Genomic DNA, 17,193 nt, shown 5'->3' with positions numbered 1-17,193 from the left:
TGGAGCGGCGAATCTGGTCCCCATCGCGTGGCCGAGCGCTTGCATCGAGGGTCCGCATGGCGAGCGAGAAGAAGACGGCGGGCACGAAGGCGAAGACTCACGAGCGGGGTGATCTCGTCGTCCAACACCGCGCGAGCGGCGAGCTCGCCGAGGTTGGCGTACGGATCGCGGGCGAGTGGCATGGCCTCCACCTCACGCTCAACGTCCCCGGAGCGACGTTCGCGCAGGAGCAGCGGCGCTACGAGCACGGCGCGCTCGTCGACGAGCGCTTCTTCGACTGGGACGGCTCCCCGTGCAGCCCGGACGGCGTGAAGCTCCCGGTTCCGCCGCGTGAGAAGAAGGTGGAGGTCCCCGGCGCGAAATGGGACCGCGCGGAGGACGAGTGGGTGGCGGGCAAGAAGAAGGGCGGCAAGAAGACGGGGCCGTGGTCGTATTGGCGCGCGGATGGCACGCTCGTCAACACGGTCGCGTACGTCGACGGTCGTCCCGACGGGCTCTTCGTGCGATTCCACGAGACGGGAGAGGTCTCGGACATCGGCCTCTTCGCGATGGGCCGCTTCGAGAGCCTCCGCGCGCACGTCGCGACGCGCGGCCGGACGACGGAGCGCGCGATCGACCACAAGGGCCGCGTGCGGCAGATGCTCGAGACCTACGCCGACGGCAAGGTCGTGGGCACGCGCTTCTTCACGTGGGAAGGCGCCGAGTGCCGGATCGACGGGGAGCTCCTCGAAGGCGGCGACGGCGTCGAGGGTCGCGTCGCCGGCCTCGCGGAGGCGCGTGCGCTCGTCGCCGCGCACGAAGGCTTCTCACGCGCGGCCCGCGCGCTCGACGCGCTCGACCGCCACGCCGCGAAGGCCGAGATCGTCACCTGCGGCGAAGTCACGGGCCCGAGCTTCGAGGCGGTCGATGGAACGATCGTGATCATCGACGGCGACCTCGTCGTCGACGGTCCGATCGAGATCGGGGAGCGCGGCGGCAAGAACTGCCTCGTCATCGTCCTCGGCAACGTTCGTTGCAAGGACCTCTTCCTCGAGGGCGAGCTGCACGTCGCGGGTCGCGTGCGGGTCACGAACGCCCTCTACGCCGCCTCGGTACGCAAATGCTCCTTCGTCGCGAAGGAGCTCCAGGCAAAGCACGTGCTCTTGTTCGAGTACCAAATCGACGTCGAGGAGGTGTGGTTCAAGAGCTTCTACCTCGGCCACCTCGAGGGGAGCTTCGTCGGCGGCGGCGTCGCGCAGACCCCGAACCTCCTCGGCTCCGAGATGCCGCGCGCGTGCCTCCTCTACGCGCACGGGACCGGCTGGTACATGAACGAGCCGAACCTCCGGACGTACATCGCCAACGGCGGCACCGAGTTCCGCGCCGATCCCGCGGAGCTCGCGGCCGCGGCAGCAGCCCCGCCGCCGCCTCCGACCGGCGCGCTCGAGCCGATGACGGGCCTCGAGGTCCGCGGCCGGCGGTCGCTGGGCTACGCCGAAGCCGAGGCCTTCCTCGTCGAACGCGGTCAGGCGGAAGCGGCGAAGCGGCTCGGCGACTTCGCGGACGTGGCGGACGGCGTCATCGTGCTCGAGGGCCCGGTGCGCGCCGACGAGCTCTCCGTCGGCGGCACGATCGTCATCGTCGACATCGAGTCCGGCGCGACGACGTTCCTCGCCTGACGCCGTCGTTACTGCGCGGCGGCGACCACTTGGTCGAAGATGTCGCCGCGGACCTTGCCCTCGGCCTTCAGGCTCGCGCGGACCTTGCTGAAGATGGCGGCCCAGGCGGCCTCCTCCGTCGCGTTGAGCTTCACGACCGTCTTGTTCGCCTTGAAGCGATCGAAGGCGGCGCCGTCGATGCCGCGGATGCGCTGCGTGAGGAGCTGGCCCGTGTTCTTGCCCGTGCGCGCGAGGACCGCCTTCGCGTCCGCGCCGAGGCCCTCGAACGCCTCCTTCTGCATCACGAGCGCGCCGATGCCGAAGCCGCTGATGTTCTCGTTGACGTGGTCCATGTGCGGCGCCCAGCCGAGCTGCTCCGCCGCGATCGAGGGCGAGTTGATGACGTCGATCGAGCCCTCGCCGCGCGCCGAGACCGCGGGGAGAATGGCCGGGACCGAGAGCGCCTTCGGCGCGGGGACGCCGACCGTCTCGAGGAACTTCTGACCGATGTTGTCACCCGAGATGTAGAACGGGTGCGCCTTCTTGAGGTCGTCGGGCGTGCGGATCGCGACGCCGCGCGACATGAGGTGCGCGGCGCCGACGTCGCCGGTGCCGAGGATGACGAAGCCCTGCTTCTCGAACTCCGTCTTGAAGGTCGGCGCCATCTTCTCGCGCGCCGCGTCGAGCTTCGCCCACGACGGGAAGAGGCCCGGCATCTGGAGCGCGACGATGTGCGGCCAGACCTGCGCGAGGCCCGTCGCGGTGATGGCCGCGCCGTCGAGCTGCTTCGATCGCATCTTGCCGACCATCGCGAGCTCGTCGCCCTGGCTGCCGTTGTAAAACCACGTCAGCTTGAGGGAGCCGCTGCTCTCCTCTTCGACCGCCTTCGCCCAGGCGCCGAAGACCTTGCCCCACGCCGAGTCCTTCGGCGCGAGCGTCCCCAGCTTCACCTCTTTCGCGTCGGCCATCGCCGAACGCGAGAAGCCGAGCGTCGCCATCGCGATGGCGAGGACCACGAACATCCTCGGAAGCACTTTCATGCTCCAGACGATACCGGCGGCAGAGGTTATTTGCCAGGAGGAGAAGGGGGCGGCGGGAAGCTGCAGTCTTCCATCACCTGCTTCGTGAGCCCGCGCTTGGCGCGGCGCTTCGCGATCGCGTTCTGGAGGCGCAGGTTCGGCTCCTGGTCCTCCGCCGCGATGATCTCGTTCATCGTCTTCTCGTAGAGCGCCTGGTCCGCCTTCGCGCACGCGTACTTGGCGTAGTTGAGGAGGATGCCGAGCGCCTTCTTCCCCGTCTTCTCCATCGCGAAGTCGAGGAGCTTCTTCGACTCGTCGAGCTCCGCCATGCTGCTGCGGGCGTGGTACGCCGCGAGCGTCGACGTCGCGCCGTAATACATGAACTCGGGGGAGAGCTTGCGGCTGCGCTCGAGGAACGCGACGCCGATGTACAGCTCCGCGACGTACTCGGGCTCGTCCTTCAGCAGGTTCACGCGCGCGAGCCACGCCGACCCGAACCAGAAGAGCGGCTCCGCGTCCTCCTCGTCGTCGAAGTTGTCTTCGAGCCACTTGTTGAGCGTGTCGGCGTTCTTCTTCGCCGCCGGGAAGCCGTCGTCGGTCTTCGCGAGGAGCTCGAGGCCGTACGAGATCGCGCGGTCGAACGCGAGCTTCGTCCGCTTCTTGTGGTACTCGGCCGCGTTGTCGTCACCGGCGATCGTCGCGACCTCGTAGTCGTCCTGCGCGAAGCCGTAACCCCAGCCCGCCCAGCCGCGGAGGAGCATGAAGAGCGCGTCGTCGTTGTCGGGGGCGAGGCGGTGCATGCCCTCGTACTGGAGGACCGCGGCGCCCGCGGCGTGGCGAACGACGTCGTAGTCCGCGATCGTGTCCGCCGCGCCCGACCCGATGCGCGTGGCCTTGATCTGCGAGTTCAAGATCATCTTCTTGATGCACCCGGTGCTGCCGAGCGCGAGAGCTGCCGTCAAAGCAAGACCGAGTACGCTGATACGCATCGGCCGCTTTTCTACGCGGCCTTACCGGCGCGAAGCAACCATCATCGTGCAGGCGGCGCGCGTGCGGACGCTCGGGTCGGGGTCGACCAGGAGCGGCGCGGCGCGGGCGGGGCGGCCGAGCGCGGCAAGCGCCGACGCGGCCTGCGTTTTTCGGTGCGGCTCGCGCGCGGCGAGGTCCTGCTCGATCCACGCCTGGACGCGGAGGTCGCCGGCCGACGCGAGCGCGTGGCGGGCGTGGACGTTGCCCTTCGCGCCGAGCGCGACGAGCTCCTCCTTCGCCGAGGCGCCGTCGCTCTTCGTCTCCGCGAGGCGCGCGAGCGCGGCGACCTTGATGTCCTGGTCGTCGTCCTTCGCCGCCTTGCGCGCGGCCTCGAGCGTCGCGCCTTCGAGCTTCGCGACGGCGAGGGCGTGCATGCGATCGCGGCGCGAGGCGCCCTCGATCGTGCGCGCGAGCAGCGCGCTCGCGGCGGGCGCGAGCTCGGGGTCCTTCGCCGCGCCGCGCGTCACCACCCCCGCGGCGGCGATCGCGCCCGGGCCCTTGCCGTCGGCGAGGGCGACGCGGAGCGCTTCGCGGCCGCCGTTCTCGAAGACGGGCGCGAGGCCCCACGCGACCGCGACGTCTTCCTTGATCGCGTCGTCGCCCGAGGTCCAGAGATCGCGGAGCTTGATCGCGAGGTCGGCGGCGCGGCTCTTCGCGCCATCGCCGGCGCCGCGGAGGATCGCGCTGATCGCGCGGAGCGCCTCGTTGCGGAGCATGAGCTCGGGATCGACGCGCGCGGTCTCGAAGAGGAGCTCGATGTCGCCGGGGTCCTTCGCGTCGGCGGCGGCGCGGAGCGCGGCGCGGCGGATCTGCGCGTTGGGCGAGACGATCGCCGACCGCCGCTTCTCGCGGTCCTCTTCGCGATGGAGCGTGCGCGCGCCGACCGCGCGCCAGCGATCGTCGGGATCGTCGATCCACTCGCGCGCCGCGCGCATGCCGAGGCGGCCGCCTTCGAGGCGCGTGAGCGCGGCCTCGGCGCCGGCGGCGTCGCGCGTCTTCATGCGCTCCTCGAGCGCGTCGTCGAGCTCCAGCGAGCACGCGCGCGTGTCGCGGAGGCGCGCGAGCGCGGTCTGGGCGTCCTTCGCCTTCGCGATCTCGCGCTCGGCGACGGCGCGCGCGAGGGTGGCGGCCTCTTCGTTCGAGAGCTTGCCGCGCTGGTGCTTCGACGCGATCTCCGCCGAGAGCTTCGCGTCGTCGCCGCGCTCGGCGGCGCGGAGCGCGGCGTTGCCGCACGCGAGGAGCGGCGCGGCGAAGAGGAGGACGACGGCTCCCGTCTTCAGGCACTTCATGTTGTAAGGGGTAGCTTCTCGTTCGGGTGTCGACAAGGAGCCGTCGTGGAGCGCAAGGCTTGGATCATCGTGAATCGCCGCGCGCGCGGGCTGACGAGCGAGGGGCCGCTCCTCGCCGAGCAGTGTCGCGCGCGCGCGACGGTCACGACGATCGAGACGCGCTCGCTCGCGGAGCTCGCGGCGGCGGCGGCGCGCGTCGCGGCGGAGCCGGCGCCGGTCGTGCTCGGCGGCGGCGACGGCTCGCACGCCGCCGGCGTCACCGCGCTCGCGCGCGCGTTCGGCGGCGCGCCCCTGCCGCCCGTCGCGCTCGCGCCCGGCGGCACGGTGAACACCGTCGCGCGCGGATGGGGCATGCGCGGCGATCCCGTCGCGTACACGCGACGCTTGGTCGACGCCGTCGTCGCCGGCACCGCAGCGTCGACGCGACGCTCGACGCTGCATGTTCAGGTCACGCCGGCGGAGCGTCTTTCTCACGTCTCGACGCAAGGCACGCGAGAGGAGCGGGATGGCCACTCGGCGCCGGGCGCCGCGGGCGAGGAGCGGGTTTGTTTCATCGTCGGGGCCGGGCTCGTGTCGCGGTTCTTCGAGGTTTACGAGGCGCGGGGGGCGGACGGGATCGTGACGGCGGCGGGGATCGTCGCGCGTGTCTTCGTGGGGAGCTTCGTCGGCGGGGGGCTCGCGCGGCGTGTGCTCGAGCCGGCGCCGTGCGCGCTCGACGTCGACGGTGAGGCCGCGCCGTTCGATCGCGTGAGCCTCCTCTGCGCGAGCGTCGTCGCGGACGTGGGGCTCGGGCTCCGCTTGCTCTATCGCGCGGACGAGGCGGGCGCGCCGCTCGAGCGACGCTTCCACGTCGTCGCGACGCCGCTCGGTCCGCGCGCGCTCGGACCGCAGATGTTCCGCGTCCTCGCCGGCAAGCCGCTGCGCGGTCCGCGCGTCGACATGCTCGCGCGCTCGATCTCGCTACGCTTCCCGAGCGGCGAAGGCGCGATCGTCCTCGACGGCGACCTCGTGCGCAGCGACGAGCTCACGATCGCGCCCGGCCCCCGCCTCGACGTCCTCGATTCGTAGGGCCTCGTCCTCGAGTCGTAGGACCATGTCCGCGATCGCGAGCGGGGCTGCGCGGTGTGTGACGAGGATGACGGTGCGCGCGCCGCGAAGGCGCGCGAGGGCAGCGAGGAGGCGCTCCTCCGAGGCGGGATCGAGCGCGCTCGTCGGCTCGTCGAGGAGGAGCGCGGGCTGTCCGCTCGCGAGCGCGCGCGCGACCGCGATCCACTGGCGCTCGCCGCCCGAGAGCGGGCGCGTCGTCGCGTCGGCGGGCAGGCTCGGCGCGCCGAGCCGCTCGAGGAACGGCGCCGGATCGACGACCTCACTGTCGTCGTCCGCGCGCCCGAGCCCGACGTTGATCGCGAGCGTGTCGCCGACGACGGGCGCGTCCTGCGGCACCCACGCGAACGGCCGCTCGCCGGGGCCGACGCCTGCGCGATCGATGCGCGCGTCTCCCCAATAGATGCACCCTGCATGCAATGGCGCGAGCCCGAGCAGCGCGCGGAGGAGCGACGTCTTGCCGACGCCGGTCGGCCCGACGACGGCGACGATCGCGCCGGGAGGGACCGTCACCGTCATCGGCGCATGCCGCCCGTACACCGTCGCGACGCCGTCGAGCACGAGGCTCTTCAACGCCGAGCTCCTCCCAACCCCCTTCGCGCCCTCACCCCGTCTCTGGGATGAGCGAAGCCACGACGTCGAGCGAGACCCCGCGAGCGCCGCGCGCAGAGCTTCTTCGCCGCGCGACCGCTCGAGGCGCGCCTCGACGAGATCGCGGAGCGGCTTGTAGGCCATGAAGAAGACGATCGCGAAGGGGACCACCGTCGCGTGGTCGACGCCGAGGAGGCCGCGCGCCGCGAGGAAGAGGACGAGCGCGAGCGCGACCGCGCCGAGGACCTCGCTCGTCGACGAGAGCAGCGCGGCGCGGACACGCACCGCCGCCGACTCGCGCGCGATCGCGCGGCCGACGCCGGCGACGTGCGCGCGGATCCGCCGCGTCGCGCCGTAGGTCGCCCACAGCTCGGCGTGACGGACGGCTTCGTCCGCCGCCGCGACGAGCGCGCCGGCCGACACCGCCGCGCGCGCGTGGGCGCGCTTGAACGCACGCCGCAACACGAACGCGAGCCCTCCGAACGCCGCGAGCGCAGCGACCGCGCTCCACGCGAGCCGCGGCGCGAGCACGACGAGCAACACCGCCAGCGGCACGAGCGCGATCACGGCGCGCACCTCCGCGAGCACCCCCTGCGCGACGCCGCGCTCGACGTCCTGCACGCGACTCGTCAACCCCGCAAGCCGCTCCCCACGCGACATCGGAACCGCGGCTTCGGCAGAGCCCCGCGACACCGGAATCGCGGCTTCACGGGAGGCGCGCGACATCGGAATCGCGGCTTCAGCGGAGGCCGCGAGATCGCCGCGGCGCTCGGTAGAAGCCGCGCGCTCCGGCGTCGAGCCGGTCACCCCCAGCCGGGCCGTGTCCCCGACGTCGAGAACCCCGTCCAGCACGGCGAGCCGGACCGTTGCGGCGGCCTCGCTCGCGATGCGGGCCTCGGACCAGGAGGAGAGCGCGCCGCCGGCGAGCTTCAGCGCGGCCGCGCCGACGCCGGCGAGCGCGAGGAGCAGCGCCCACGATGTGGATCCGACGTCCATCGGGGCATGCCTCGACCCCTCGGTCCCCGCGGCCAGCGCCCTCGCCAAGAGGCCCGCCGCCCCCGCGAGGAAACCGTGGCCGGCCGCGTGCATGAGCGACCCCGCGACGGCCGCGCTCGCGAACGACGGGCGCTTCCGCAGGACGGCGCGGACGATCCGTCCGAGAGAGAGCGGAAGCTTCGTTGGCACGCTGCCTCCTTACCCCTCGCCGCCCGCCAAAAGCCAGCCGTTCTGCCGAGCTGCCGCCGAGAATGTTCCTTGCAGCCCTTTTCCAGCGGACACCCCGCCGGGGATGTCGCTACCATGGCCGGCCCAGCCTTCTGAGTCTCCGCGCATGCCCCGACGGCCCACGAAAAACACTCCTCTGAAGAACGAGCCCGCGATGAGCAAGAAGAAGGGCCAGGCCGCGCTCGCGAAGCCGACGGCGCTCGACGAAGACGCCGCGCTCGTCGCACCGGACGAGGAGGTCGAGGCCGACGAAGAGGTCTCTCCGCCGAGCCTCGGCAGCCCGAGCGTCAGCGAAGGCGGCGAGGGAGACCTCGTCGTCCTCGAGGACGAGTACGACTTCGAAGAGGCCGAGCCCGAGCCGGAGTCCGACGACGAGCGGCCGCCGAAGGCCAAGGCCGGCGAGGGCGAAGGCAGCGGCGACTCGATGCTCGCGCGCTACTTCCGCGAGATGGCGAGCCACCCCGTCATGGGGCAAGAAGAGGAGCTCGGCACCGCGGTCGACGTCGAGCGCGCCGAGGTCGAGCACTGGGTCTCGATCCTCGCCTACGTCCCCGCCGCCGAGCACGTGCTCGACCAGCTCGAGGCCGATCTCCCGAAGGACGAAGAGGCGATCGAGGTCCCGCAGATCGCGGAGATCCGGAAGCTCTGCAAGCAGTACAAGAAGCAGCGCAACAAGCTCACGAAGGAGCAGGAGAAGAAGTTCACCTCGCTCGCCGAGAGCCTCGCGCGCGCGATCCGTCTCGCCGACTCCGATCGGCTGTGGATCGCGAACGCGGAGGAGGCGATCCGGAAGCTCGCCGAGCCGGCGCCCGTCGTCGACGTCGAGGACGAAGGCGTCGCCGTCTCGCAGTCGAACCCGGAGCTGCCCGCCACGCCGCCCGAGTCCGCGCCGACGCTCGCGAACACGGCCGCGTTCAAGAAGCACCTCTCCGCGATCAGCGCCGCTTCACGCAACTCGAAGCGCGTGAAGAACAAGTTCGTGAAGGCGAACCTGCGCCTCGTCGTCTCGATCGCGCGCCGCTACAACCGCGGCCGCCTCCCGCTCATCGACCTCATTCAAGAGGGCAACATCGGCCTGATGAAGGCGGTCGAGCGCTTCGATCACTCGCGCGGCTACCGCTTCTCGACGTACGCGTCGTGGTGGATCCGCCACGCGATCAGCCGCGCGCTCGCCGACAAAGGCCGCGCGGTCCGCATCCCCGTCCACATGCTCGACACGCACAACCGCGTGCAGCGCGCGACGCAGGCGGTCATCGCGCGCACGGGCCGCGATCCCACCCTCGACGAGCTCGAGAAAGAGACCGGCATCCCGCAAGAGAAGCTCGACAAGGTGAAGGGCGCGTGGGCGGAGACGCCGTTCTCGCTCGATCGCCCCGTCGGCGACGAAGACGGCCGCAAGTTCATCGACTTCTTGCAAGACGAGAACATGCAGTCGCCGCACGAGATCCTCACCTCCCAGAAGTGGACCGAGGAGGTGCGGCGCCTGCTCGGTCACCTCACGCCGATCGAGTCGCGCATCATCCGCTGGCGCTTCGGCCTCGACGACGAGGACGAGCTCACGCTGAAGGAGATCGGTGACAAGTACAACCTGTCACGCGAGCGCATCCGGCAGCTGCAGGAGCAAGCGCTCGGCAAGATCCGCAAGCACATGCGGGACTAAGCGAACGCTACGGCGCGAACCAGCATAGAGAGCGCGGTCAAGCCTCGAGGACGCGCGCCCACTCGGCGGGGACCGCGTCGGCGTCGAGCTTCAGCACCGCGACGATCTCGCGGAGCCGCTCCTTCTCGCGATCCGACACGACGCCGTCCGCGATCGTGATCTTCCACGTCGTCGCGACGAAGTCCGCGATGACCTCCTTCACGTCGTCGCTCGAGAGCGCGCCCGAGGCGAGGTAGTCCGCGAGCTCCTTCCGCTCGTGCTCCTCGGCGACCGCGTCCGAGAAGATCCGCGCGAGCATCCCTTTCAGCTTCCGCTTCGGGTCCATCGGCGCGCGACCCTAGCAGCCGCACCCCGCCCCGAGCGCGGAGAAACTTTTGGAGGGAAGATTCCCACCTACCCTCCCGTACAACCTGATACTTAGGCCGAAGCGATTCGGCGGTCACTAGCTTAGCATCGAATATCACTAACTTTTCTTCGTTCTCCTCCCTCGTTCCCTCGTCTCTCCGATCACCCGTCGCGGCGTTGCCCTTCCCCAGGCGACGGCCACGGCGGGTGTTCCTGTTTTGTCGCGTAGAATCGGGGCCTTGAGATTCGGCCTCATCGGGGACGTCCACGCGGAAGACCAGCTCCTCGCACGCGCCCTCGACGCGATCGCGGCCGCCAAGGTCGACCGCGTCCTCTGCACCGGCGACCTCGTCGACGGGTTCGGGAACGTGGACCGCGTCTGCGCCCTCCTCGCCGCGCGCGGCGTCACGGTCGTGCGCGGCAACCACGATCGCTGGATCCGCTCCGACGATCTGCGGACGCTCCCGAACGCCCACCGCATGACCGACCTCGCCGTCGAGTCGATCGGCTTCTTGAAGGAGCTCCCCCAGACCGTGTCGATCGACGTCGCGGGCGGGAAGCTCCTCCTCTGTCACGGCGTCGGAGCGAACGACATGTGCAAGCTCGGACCCGACGATTACGGGTACGCGATCTCGTCGAACGACGATCTCCTCAAGGTCCTCTTCGATCCCACGATCCGCGTCATGGTCGGCGGCCACACCCACAAGACGATGGCGCGGCGGTTCGAGCGCGGGACGGGCAAGCCTCCCCTCTTCGTCGTGAACCCCGGCACGCTCGCGCGCGATCACGGCCCCGGCTACGCGGTGCTCGATCTCGCGCGCGCACGCGTCGACTTCCACGCGCTGCCGTCCGACGGCGGCGCGCCGACCCACGTGTCGACCGCCGCGCTCGCGTAGCCATCGGCGCAGAGCTCCCCCCAAATTTGGTGCAAGCAGCGGTCCACGGCCGCATCCCCATATATGTGCCTACAACTACTTGGCGAGGGATCCTCTTCGTCGCCTTCGAAGATGTTCGGGCGATCCACCCGTCACTTCTTCTTTTCGCCCGAGCCCGAGCCCGACTCCCACTGCCGTTCGTGGACGAGCTCCACGAGCTTGTCGGCGGCGGAGCGCGCTGACGCACCGTGTCCAGAGACCTTGTTGAAGAGGATCGAGAACGCGATCGTGCTCTTCCCCGGCGGTCCGAGGACGTAGCCCGAGAGCGCGATCGCGTCGTCGAGCGTGCCCGTCTTCGCGCGGATGGCGCGGTGCGAGCGACCGAGCGCGCCGAAGCGTTTGTGGAGCGTGCCGTCGACGCCGCCGATCGCGAGCTGCGCGACGAACTCGCTCTTGATCGCGGGGTCCTGCCAGGCGTGACGAAGGAGCTTCGCCACGCTGAAGGCGGTGGTGCGGTTCGAGTCGAAGAGGCCCGACCCGTTCTTGATCACGACGCCGGTGTCGCCGAGGTCGTTCTTCGTGACCCAGCTCGCGACCGCGTCCGCCGCGTCGGCGCTCTTGCCGGGGCGCTTCGCCTCCGCCGAGATCGTCTTGAAGACCATCTCGGCGTAGAAGTTGTCGCTGCTCTTCCCGAGCGCGTAGAGCAGCGTCGAGAGCGGCGACGACTCGTGCCGCGCGATCGTCACCGGCTTGTCCTGCTTGTCGGCCGAGCCGAGCTTCACCTCGCCGCCGACCTTCACCCCCGTCTCTTCGAGGATCGCCTTCAGCGCGTAGCCGGCGAGGAGGCGCGGGTCCTCCACCCGCCGCGTGTAGCGAACGAGCTTCGCGTCGCCGCCGATCGTTCCGGAGAGCTTCGCGTTCATCCGCTTGTCGGCGCTGCCCTCGAGCGAGAGCCCGACCGAGTCCGCGCCGTCGTCGCCCGTCTTCACCGAGCCTTCGACGTTCACGAAGCCGGGCGGATCGAACCACGACGTCGCGGCCTGACCTTGCGTGGTCGGGCGGATCATCAGCGTGATCGTGTTCGCGTTGAGCGCCACCGCGCTCACCGGCGCGCGGAACGCGGCCCACTCGTTGGGTTGCTGCTCGAAGGCGGGCGGCGTCGTCTGCTCGTCGAAGTAGCGCTGATCGACGAGGAGATCGCCGTCGACGCGGCGGATGCCGTGCGCCTTGAGCTCGACGACGAGGCCGTAGAGGTCCTCCGTCTGGAGCGACGGATCGCCCTGGCCCTTGAGGACCATGTTCGCGATCCCGTTGCCGTTCACCTTCCCCGCGAGCGTCGTGTGGTAGCGATGCGAGCCCTTCAGGATCGAGAGCGCGGCCGCGGCGGTGTAGCACTTCGCGTTCGACGCAGGGTTGAGGACGGCGTGCTCGCCGTGCTGCGCGAGGACCTCGCCCGAGTCCGCGTCCATGATCACGATCCCGATCTGCGCGTTCGAGAACGTGCGATCGCGCACGAGCGCGCGGATCGCGGCGTCGAGCTCCGGCGCCTTCGCGGCCTTCGCGCCGTCGGAGCGCGCGTGGCCTCCGGCGGAGAGCACGAGCGCGGCGGTGGCGAGGGTGAGGACGAAACGACGCACGAGCCTTCCTTACTACATCGCGTAGGCTGCGCCGAATGGAGAAGGCCTCCCGCTTCTACCTCGCCGTCCTCGCCCTCGTCGTCGCCGTCATCGCGTTCGTCCTCCTTCGCCGCGAGCGCGAGCCGAGCACGGCGGCCGGCCCGAACGCGCCGAACGCCGCGAACGACGCGAGCGCGAGCGCGAGCCCTGCCCTCACCGCGGTGAACGCGGCGACGCTGCCGCGCGGCGCGATCGGCGGACGTGTCGCCGACGAGACCGGCAAGCCGATCGCGGGCGCGAACGTCTGCGCGTTCGCGTCGTCGGCGCGCCTCGCCTCGGCGGAGACCGATCGCCCGCGCTGCGCGACGACCGGCGCCGACGGCCGCTACCGCATCGAAGACCTGCCGCCCGCGAGCTACCGCGTCACCGCGTCCGCGGCGCGACGGCCGCCGGCGCGGTGGCGCGACCCGATCGAGCTCGCGAGCGGCAAGACGCGCACCGACGTCGACCTCGTCCTCACCGGCGACGCCGTCCTCGTACGCGGTCGCGTGAAGGACATCGCGGGCGGTCCGATCGCCGGCGCGCTCGTCCACGTGGGACAAGGAGGCTTCTGGGATCCGCGCGCTTCGAGCGTCACGCAGACGAACGCGGCGGGAGAGTTCGAGGCCTGGGCGAAGGAGGGCGCCGTCCACGCGCGCGCGCTCGCCGACGGCTACACCGAAGGAAGCACCGACGGCGTCGCCCCCGGTCAGGTCCTCGAGATCGACCTCACGCCCGAGTCCGTCCTCCAAGGCCGCGTCGTCGAGGCCGGCACCGAGACGCCGGTCCCCGACGCGCGCGTGATCGCGGAGCCCGCGGAGGGCTTCGACTTCGGCGACGGCGGCCTGGACAGCCGCTCCGCGATGACCGACGCGGAGGGGCGCTTCCGCATCCGCGGCCTCGAGCCGGGACGCTACCGGACGAAGGCGTCGGCGCTTCATCGCTGGGGGAGCGCGTCCGAGAGCACGCTCCTCGGCCTCGCCGAGACGTCGCGCGAGGTCGTGATCGAGGTCCACGAGGCGCTCTCCGTCACCGGCCGCGTCGTCCACGACGGCAAGCCGATCGCCGGCTGCGAGGTCTGGCTCGCGCAGAAGGGCTCGAGCGCCAGCACCCACGCGCGCTCCGACGACGACGGCCAGGTCCACCTCGACGGGCTCTTCGCCGGCACCTACCGGTCGAACGTGCGCTGCGAGAACGCCGCGAGCGAGGACACCTACGAGCCGATCACGATCGCGAAGGAGCCCGTCCGCGGCGTCGTCTGGAAGGTCACGACCGGGCTCTCGATCCGCGGCGTCGTGCTCGACGCGACGCGGAGGCCGATCGCGGACGCGGACCTCTCGCTCCATTCCTCCAACAAGGAGGACCCCCGCGCGCGGATGCGCTGGTCGCACGCGACCTCGGCGCGCGACGGCACCTTCCACGTCCGCGGGCTCACGCGCGGCCCGTGGTCGCTCGAGGTCCGCGGAGAAGGAGTGACGCCGCTCGCGGAGCCGCTCGAGGTGAAGGTCGACGGCGACATCGTGAACCTGGAGGTCATCCTCCCCGCCGGCGGGCGCGTCGAGGGATCGGTCGTCGACGAGAGCGGCGGCCCCGTCGGCGGCCTCCGCGTGGGGCTCGCCGGGGAGCACCGCGATTGGTTCACCAACGGGACGACGACGAAGGACGACGGCACGTTCGTCTTCACCAACGTGCGCGCCGGCGACTACCACGCGTACGCGCAGGACGGCGCGCGCGCGCCGGGGAGCAAGGACGACGACGTGCAGGGCGCGTTCGTCTCCGTGACGCCCGGGCAGACCGCGCGCGTGAAGCTGACGGTGGACAGCCGGCGCGGCGAGATCCGCGGCAAGGTGACGGCGGAGGACGGCGACGTCGTGAACGACGCCTTCGTCGACGCGCGGCGCGAGTCCGACAGCGCCGGCGCGGCCCCTGGCGAGGCGCGGCGCTTGCTCGGCCATCGCTGGGGCGGGACCGGCGCGGTCCTCGTCGACACCGACGGCAACTTCACGATCGGCAAGCTCGCGCCGGGCAGCTACACCGTCTGCGCGTTCCGCAAGGGCGGCGGCGAGGCCGCGGTCGAAAACATCAAAATCGGGACCAGCGTCACGATCACGATCCGGCGCGAGGGCGCGGTCTCCGGCACGCTCGCGGTCACGAGCGGGAAGCTGCCGGAGCGGTTCACGATCGGCGCGAACGATCCGAAGACCGGCGTGACGCGGCGCGAGGACGTCTTCCGCAGCACGCGCTGGGCGCTCGGCGATCTGCCGCCCGGTCAGTACACGATCGCGGCGGAGGCGGCGGAGGGACGCGCGAGCACGACGATCGCGATCGGTCAGGGCGAGAAGAAGGAGGGCGTCGCGCTCACGCTCGAGCCGCACACCACCGTGCGCGGGCGGATCGTCGCGCTCGAGGGCGGCGCGGCGGTCGCCGGCATGTCCGTCTTCGCGACGCCGAACGACGGCAACATCGGCTCGATCCCGATCGGCAACGACGACCGGCGCCACGTGACCGACGCCGACGGGCGCTTCGAGCTCGAGCGGGCCCCGCCGGGGAAGAGCATGATCCTCGCGTTCTCGCCCGAGTCCGGCTGGGCGCCGATCTTCTTCCCGCTCACGATCGAGGCGGGGCGCGCGACCGAGCTGCCGCCGCTCCGCGCGGTGAAGGCCCGCGCGAAGGGCGCGCTCACCGGCGACCTCGGCGTCGTCACGCAGGGCTGGGAGCCGCGGCCGGGCATGGAGCCGGGGCCGATCACGGTGAAGGCGGTGCGCCCCGGCACCGCCGCGGCGCGGGCGGGCATCGTCGCGGGCGACGTCATCGTCTCCGTCGACGGCCACGACGTCACCGGCGACAGCGGCTATCTGTTCGCCGGCCTCACGCACGCGTCGCCCGGCACGAAGCTGACGCTCGGCCTCGAGCGCGGCGCCACCGTCGAGATCGTCGCGGAGAAGCCGAGCGCGCCCGCACCGGCGACGAACTGACTCCAGGTTGACGCCGAGGCGAGCACGAGTAGGATTGAGTCATACTGTGGGGAGAACGGCGAAGATCGCGGTGAGCGTCGACCTCGAGCTGCTACGCAAGCTCGAGCAAGTACGGGAGCAGACCGGAGAGTCCCGCAGCGCGGCCGTGAGCAGAGCTCTCCGACTCCTCACTCGGCAGGAGGAGCGTGCTCGCCTCGTCGAGGACTACGTGCGCGCCTATCGCGACAAACCAGAGACGCCCGCAGAGGTGGCTGCAGCTCGTGCATCGGCGAGACGTGCCCTCGCCGATCTTCCGTGGGACGACGAGTGAAGCGCGGAGAGATCTGGTGGGCACGAATGGACAAGCAGCGCCCGGTGCTCCTGCTCTCGCGTCAGGAAGCCTACGAAATGCGCGCGATGGTGATCGTCGCTCCGGCTACGACCGTCGTGCGAGGCTTCTCCCTCGAAGTGAAGATCGGTCGCCGTGAGGGCCTTCCGCGGGACTGCGTCATCAATTGTGACTGGCTCGTCACGATAGCGAAGGCCGACCTCATCGAGCGGGCCGGCTCGCTCTCGGCGCTCAAGCTGCGCCGCCTCGAGGACGCGCTGCGCTTCGCCCTCGGCCTCGATTGAGCTACGCCACGACCGCCGCGTGGGGGTTCGCGCCGAACGGGTTGTCGGTCACCTTCGAGAGCGCGGCGAGGTACGACCACATCTCGCGCGAGGCGCCGGTGCCGGGCTTGAGCGACACCGTGTCCGTCACGCGGCCCGTCGTGCCGACCTTCACGTTGGGTCCGATCACGAGCGCGGAGAGCGCGGGCGCGTGATCGGAGCTCGGGAGGCTGCGCGCGAAGTCGCCGTGGAGGATCACCGACACGTTGATCCGCGCGAGCTCGGGCTCGCTCCGGAGGCGCGCGAGGAACGTCTTCAGCGCCGGGATCACCTCCGCGCTCATGCGGCGGCGCACGGTGGCGCCGCGCCCGTCGCCGTGCGTGTCCCAGCCGAGATCGGACATCGTGACCACGTTCGTGCCGGAGCGGAGCATCATCTCCGCCGCGGCGAGCTTCGCCGCGAGGCCGTCGAGCGAGCCGCCGCTCCGCGCGCCGTACGTCTGCGCGATCTTCCCCGCGTCGAGCGTGAGCGGCGGCTTCGCGAGCGAGCTCACGCACGTCGCGTACGCGTCGCGCGCGAACGAGAGCGACTTCGGGTTCTTCATGAGCTGCGGCGCGCTCATCTGCCGCGAACGCTCGAGCGCCGCGCCGGACGCGCTCCGCGCCGGACGCGCGGGATCGGCCGCGCCGAGGCCGAGCGCGCGCGACACGTCCTCCATCGAGCGCAGGAGCTGGAGCGACACGCCCTTCGTCGACGGCGACGGCCCCGCGAACGGCAGCCCGCCGAGCGCGACCGCCTTGAACGACGCCTCGCCGCCCATCGCCGCCGCGAGCTGCACCGCGTAGCTCTGCGCCCCGTCGGTGAAGTTGTTGCGCACCGCCGAGAGGTGATCCGTCGCGCCGTGGCGGTTGCCGATCGCGGCCATGTGGCCGAGCGCCCAGTCGCCGAGCGTGCCGATCGTCGAGGCGTCGACGACGAGGCCGTTGCCGACGTCCTTCACGTTCGACGCGGTGACGCCGAAGGAGCCCTTCGCCGCGAACGAGTCCGCGCTCGAGAAGATCGCGTTGAACCCGCCCTCGAAGAAGATCGAGACCACCGCCGACTTCGCGGTCGCGTCGGCGTGCGCGCGACCGATCCACGAGGCGCCGGCGATCGCGCCGAAGCCAGAGAGCAACCCACGGCGAGAGAGCTTCATCATC

At 71.2% G+C, this 17,193-nt stretch carries 13 protein-coding genes; 6 read left to right on the top strand and 7 right to left on the bottom strand.

All coding sequences use genetic code 11. From position 1 onward, the window contains the following. Positions 1-56 precede the first annotated feature (56 nt). Positions 57-1,658 (top strand): hypothetical protein, encoded by a 1,602-nt coding sequence (locus tag KF837_02255; GenBank protein ID MBX3226101.1) that lies wholly within the window; start codon positions 57-59, stop codon positions 1,656-1,658. Positions 1,659-1,666: 8 nt separating this feature from the next. Here KF837_02255 and dctP read toward each other — a convergent pair whose 3' ends face one another. The 3 genes from dctP to KF837_02240 are packed head-to-tail and all read right to left on the bottom strand — an operon-like array spanning position 1,667 to position 4,974. Beyond that, positions 1,667-2,677, bottom strand: a complete 1,011-nt coding sequence (gene dctP / locus KF837_02250; protein MBX3226100.1) for a TRAP transporter substrate-binding protein DctP — start codon at positions 2,675-2,677, stop codon at positions 1,667-1,669. Positions 2,678-2,703: 26 nt separating this feature from the next. Further along, positions 2,704-3,618 carry a hypothetical protein gene (locus KF837_02245; protein ID MBX3226099.1) on the bottom strand — a complete coding sequence of 305 codons (915 nt, stop codon included), beginning with the start codon at positions 3,616-3,618 and terminating at the stop codon, positions 2,704-2,706. 48 nt (positions 3,619-3,666) lie between these two features. After that, complete coding sequence (locus KF837_02240; protein MBX3226098.1) at positions 3,667-4,974, bottom strand: hypothetical protein; 1,308 nt, start codon at positions 4,972-4,974, stop codon at positions 3,667-3,669. A 45-nt stretch (positions 4,975-5,019) separates the two neighbouring features. Between KF837_02240 and KF837_02235 the strand changes: the two genes are divergently transcribed. Continuing rightward, the gene (locus KF837_02235; GenBank protein MBX3226097.1) at positions 5,020-6,042 is read left to right on the top strand and encodes a hypothetical protein; all 1,023 of its coding nucleotides are present in this window, start codon (positions 5,020-5,022) and stop codon (positions 6,040-6,042) included. On the opposite strand, the gene KF837_02230 is transcribed toward KF837_02235, so the two are convergent. Continuing rightward, the gene (locus tag KF837_02230) at positions 5,935-7,302 is read right to left on the bottom strand and encodes an ATP-binding cassette domain-containing protein (protein ID MBX3226096.1); all 1,368 of its coding nucleotides are present in this window, start codon (positions 7,300-7,302) and stop codon (positions 5,935-5,937) included. The two genes, KF837_02235 and KF837_02230, sit on opposite strands and share 108 nt — an antisense overlap. A gap of 745 nt (positions 7,303-8,047) precedes the next feature. On the opposite strand from KF837_02230, the gene KF837_02225 reads away from it, so the two are divergent. Then, complete coding sequence (locus tag KF837_02225; GenBank protein ID MBX3226095.1) at positions 8,048-9,553, top strand: sigma-70 family RNA polymerase sigma factor; 1,506 nt, start codon at positions 8,048-8,050, stop codon at positions 9,551-9,553. A gap of 37 nt (positions 9,554-9,590) precedes the next feature. Here the strand turns inward: KF837_02225 and KF837_02220 are convergent, their stop codons facing one another. Next, a complete protein-coding gene (locus KF837_02220) occupies positions 9,591-9,878 on the bottom strand; it encodes a hypothetical protein (GenBank protein MBX3226094.1) in 288 nt (95 codons plus the stop codon). Positions 9,879-10,137: 259 nt separating this feature from the next. Here KF837_02220 and KF837_02215 point away from each other — a divergent pair, with 259 nt between their 5' ends. Then, positions 10,138-10,794, top strand: coding sequence for a metallophosphoesterase family protein (locus tag KF837_02215; protein ID MBX3226093.1), 657 nt, complete (start codon positions 10,138-10,140; stop codon positions 10,792-10,794). A gap of 131 nt (positions 10,795-10,925) precedes the next feature. On the opposite strand, the gene dacB is transcribed toward KF837_02215, so the two are convergent. Further along, positions 10,926-12,410, bottom strand: a complete 1,485-nt coding sequence (gene dacB, locus KF837_02210) for a D-alanyl-D-alanine carboxypeptidase/D-alanyl-D-alanine-endopeptidase (protein MBX3226092.1) — start codon at positions 12,408-12,410, stop codon at positions 10,926-10,928. 35 nt (positions 12,411-12,445) lie between these two features. On the opposite strand from dacB, the gene KF837_02205 reads away from it, so the two are divergent. Both KF837_02205 and KF837_02200 read left to right on the top strand, forming a co-directional pair. Continuing rightward, the gene (locus KF837_02205; protein MBX3226091.1) at positions 12,446-15,403 is read left to right on the top strand and encodes a carboxypeptidase regulatory-like domain-containing protein; all 2,958 of its coding nucleotides are present in this window, start codon (positions 12,446-12,448) and stop codon (positions 15,401-15,403) included. Positions 15,404-15,739: 336 nt separating this feature from the next. Beyond that, the gene (locus KF837_02200; protein MBX3226090.1) at positions 15,740-16,015 is read left to right on the top strand and encodes a type II toxin-antitoxin system PemK/MazF family toxin; all 276 of its coding nucleotides are present in this window, start codon (positions 15,740-15,742) and stop codon (positions 16,013-16,015) included. A 1-nt stretch (position 16,016) separates the two neighbouring features. Here KF837_02200 and KF837_02195 read toward each other — a convergent pair whose 3' ends face one another. Beyond that, complete coding sequence (locus KF837_02195) at positions 16,017-17,192, bottom strand: DUF1501 domain-containing protein (GenBank protein ID MBX3226089.1); 1,176 nt, start codon at positions 17,190-17,192, stop codon at positions 16,017-16,019. Position 17,193 lies beyond the last annotated feature (1 nt).

Source organism: Labilithrix sp., from assembly GCA_019637155.1.
In the GTDB taxonomy this organism is placed as follows: Bacteria; Myxococcota_A; Polyangia; order Polyangiales; family Polyangiaceae; genus Labilithrix.
This window is presented reverse-complemented; position numbering and strand designations above follow the sequence as displayed.

Bases quoted from the DNA above. Each gene is read 5' to 3' on its own strand.
- KF837_02220 (MBX3226094.1), bottom strand. From the start codon at position 9,878: ATGGACCCGAAGCGGAAGCTGAAAGGGATGCTCGCGCGGATCTTCTCG.
- KF837_02205 (MBX3226091.1), top strand. From the start codon at position 12,446: ATGGAGAAGGCCTCCCGCTTCTACCTCGCCGTCCTCGCCCTCGTCGTC.
- KF837_02225 (MBX3226095.1), top strand. From the start codon at position 8,048: ATGAGCAAGAAGAAGGGCCAGGCCGCGCTCGCGAAGCCGACGGCGCTC.
- KF837_02195 (MBX3226089.1), bottom strand. From the start codon at position 17,192: ATGATGAAGCTCTCTCGCCGTGGGTTGCTCTCTGGCTTCGGCGCGATC.
- KF837_02255 (MBX3226101.1), top strand. From the start codon at position 57: ATGGCGAGCGAGAAGAAGACGGCGGGCACGAAGGCGAAGACTCACGAG.
- KF837_02200 (MBX3226090.1), top strand. From the start codon at position 15,740: ATGGACAAGCAGCGCCCGGTGCTCCTGCTCTCGCGTCAGGAAGCCTAC.
- dctP (MBX3226100.1), bottom strand. From the start codon at position 2,677: ATGAAAGTGCTTCCGAGGATGTTCGTGGTCCTCGCCATCGCGATGGCG.
- KF837_02240 (MBX3226098.1), bottom strand. From the start codon at position 4,974: ATGAAGTGCCTGAAGACGGGAGCCGTCGTCCTCCTCTTCGCCGCGCCG.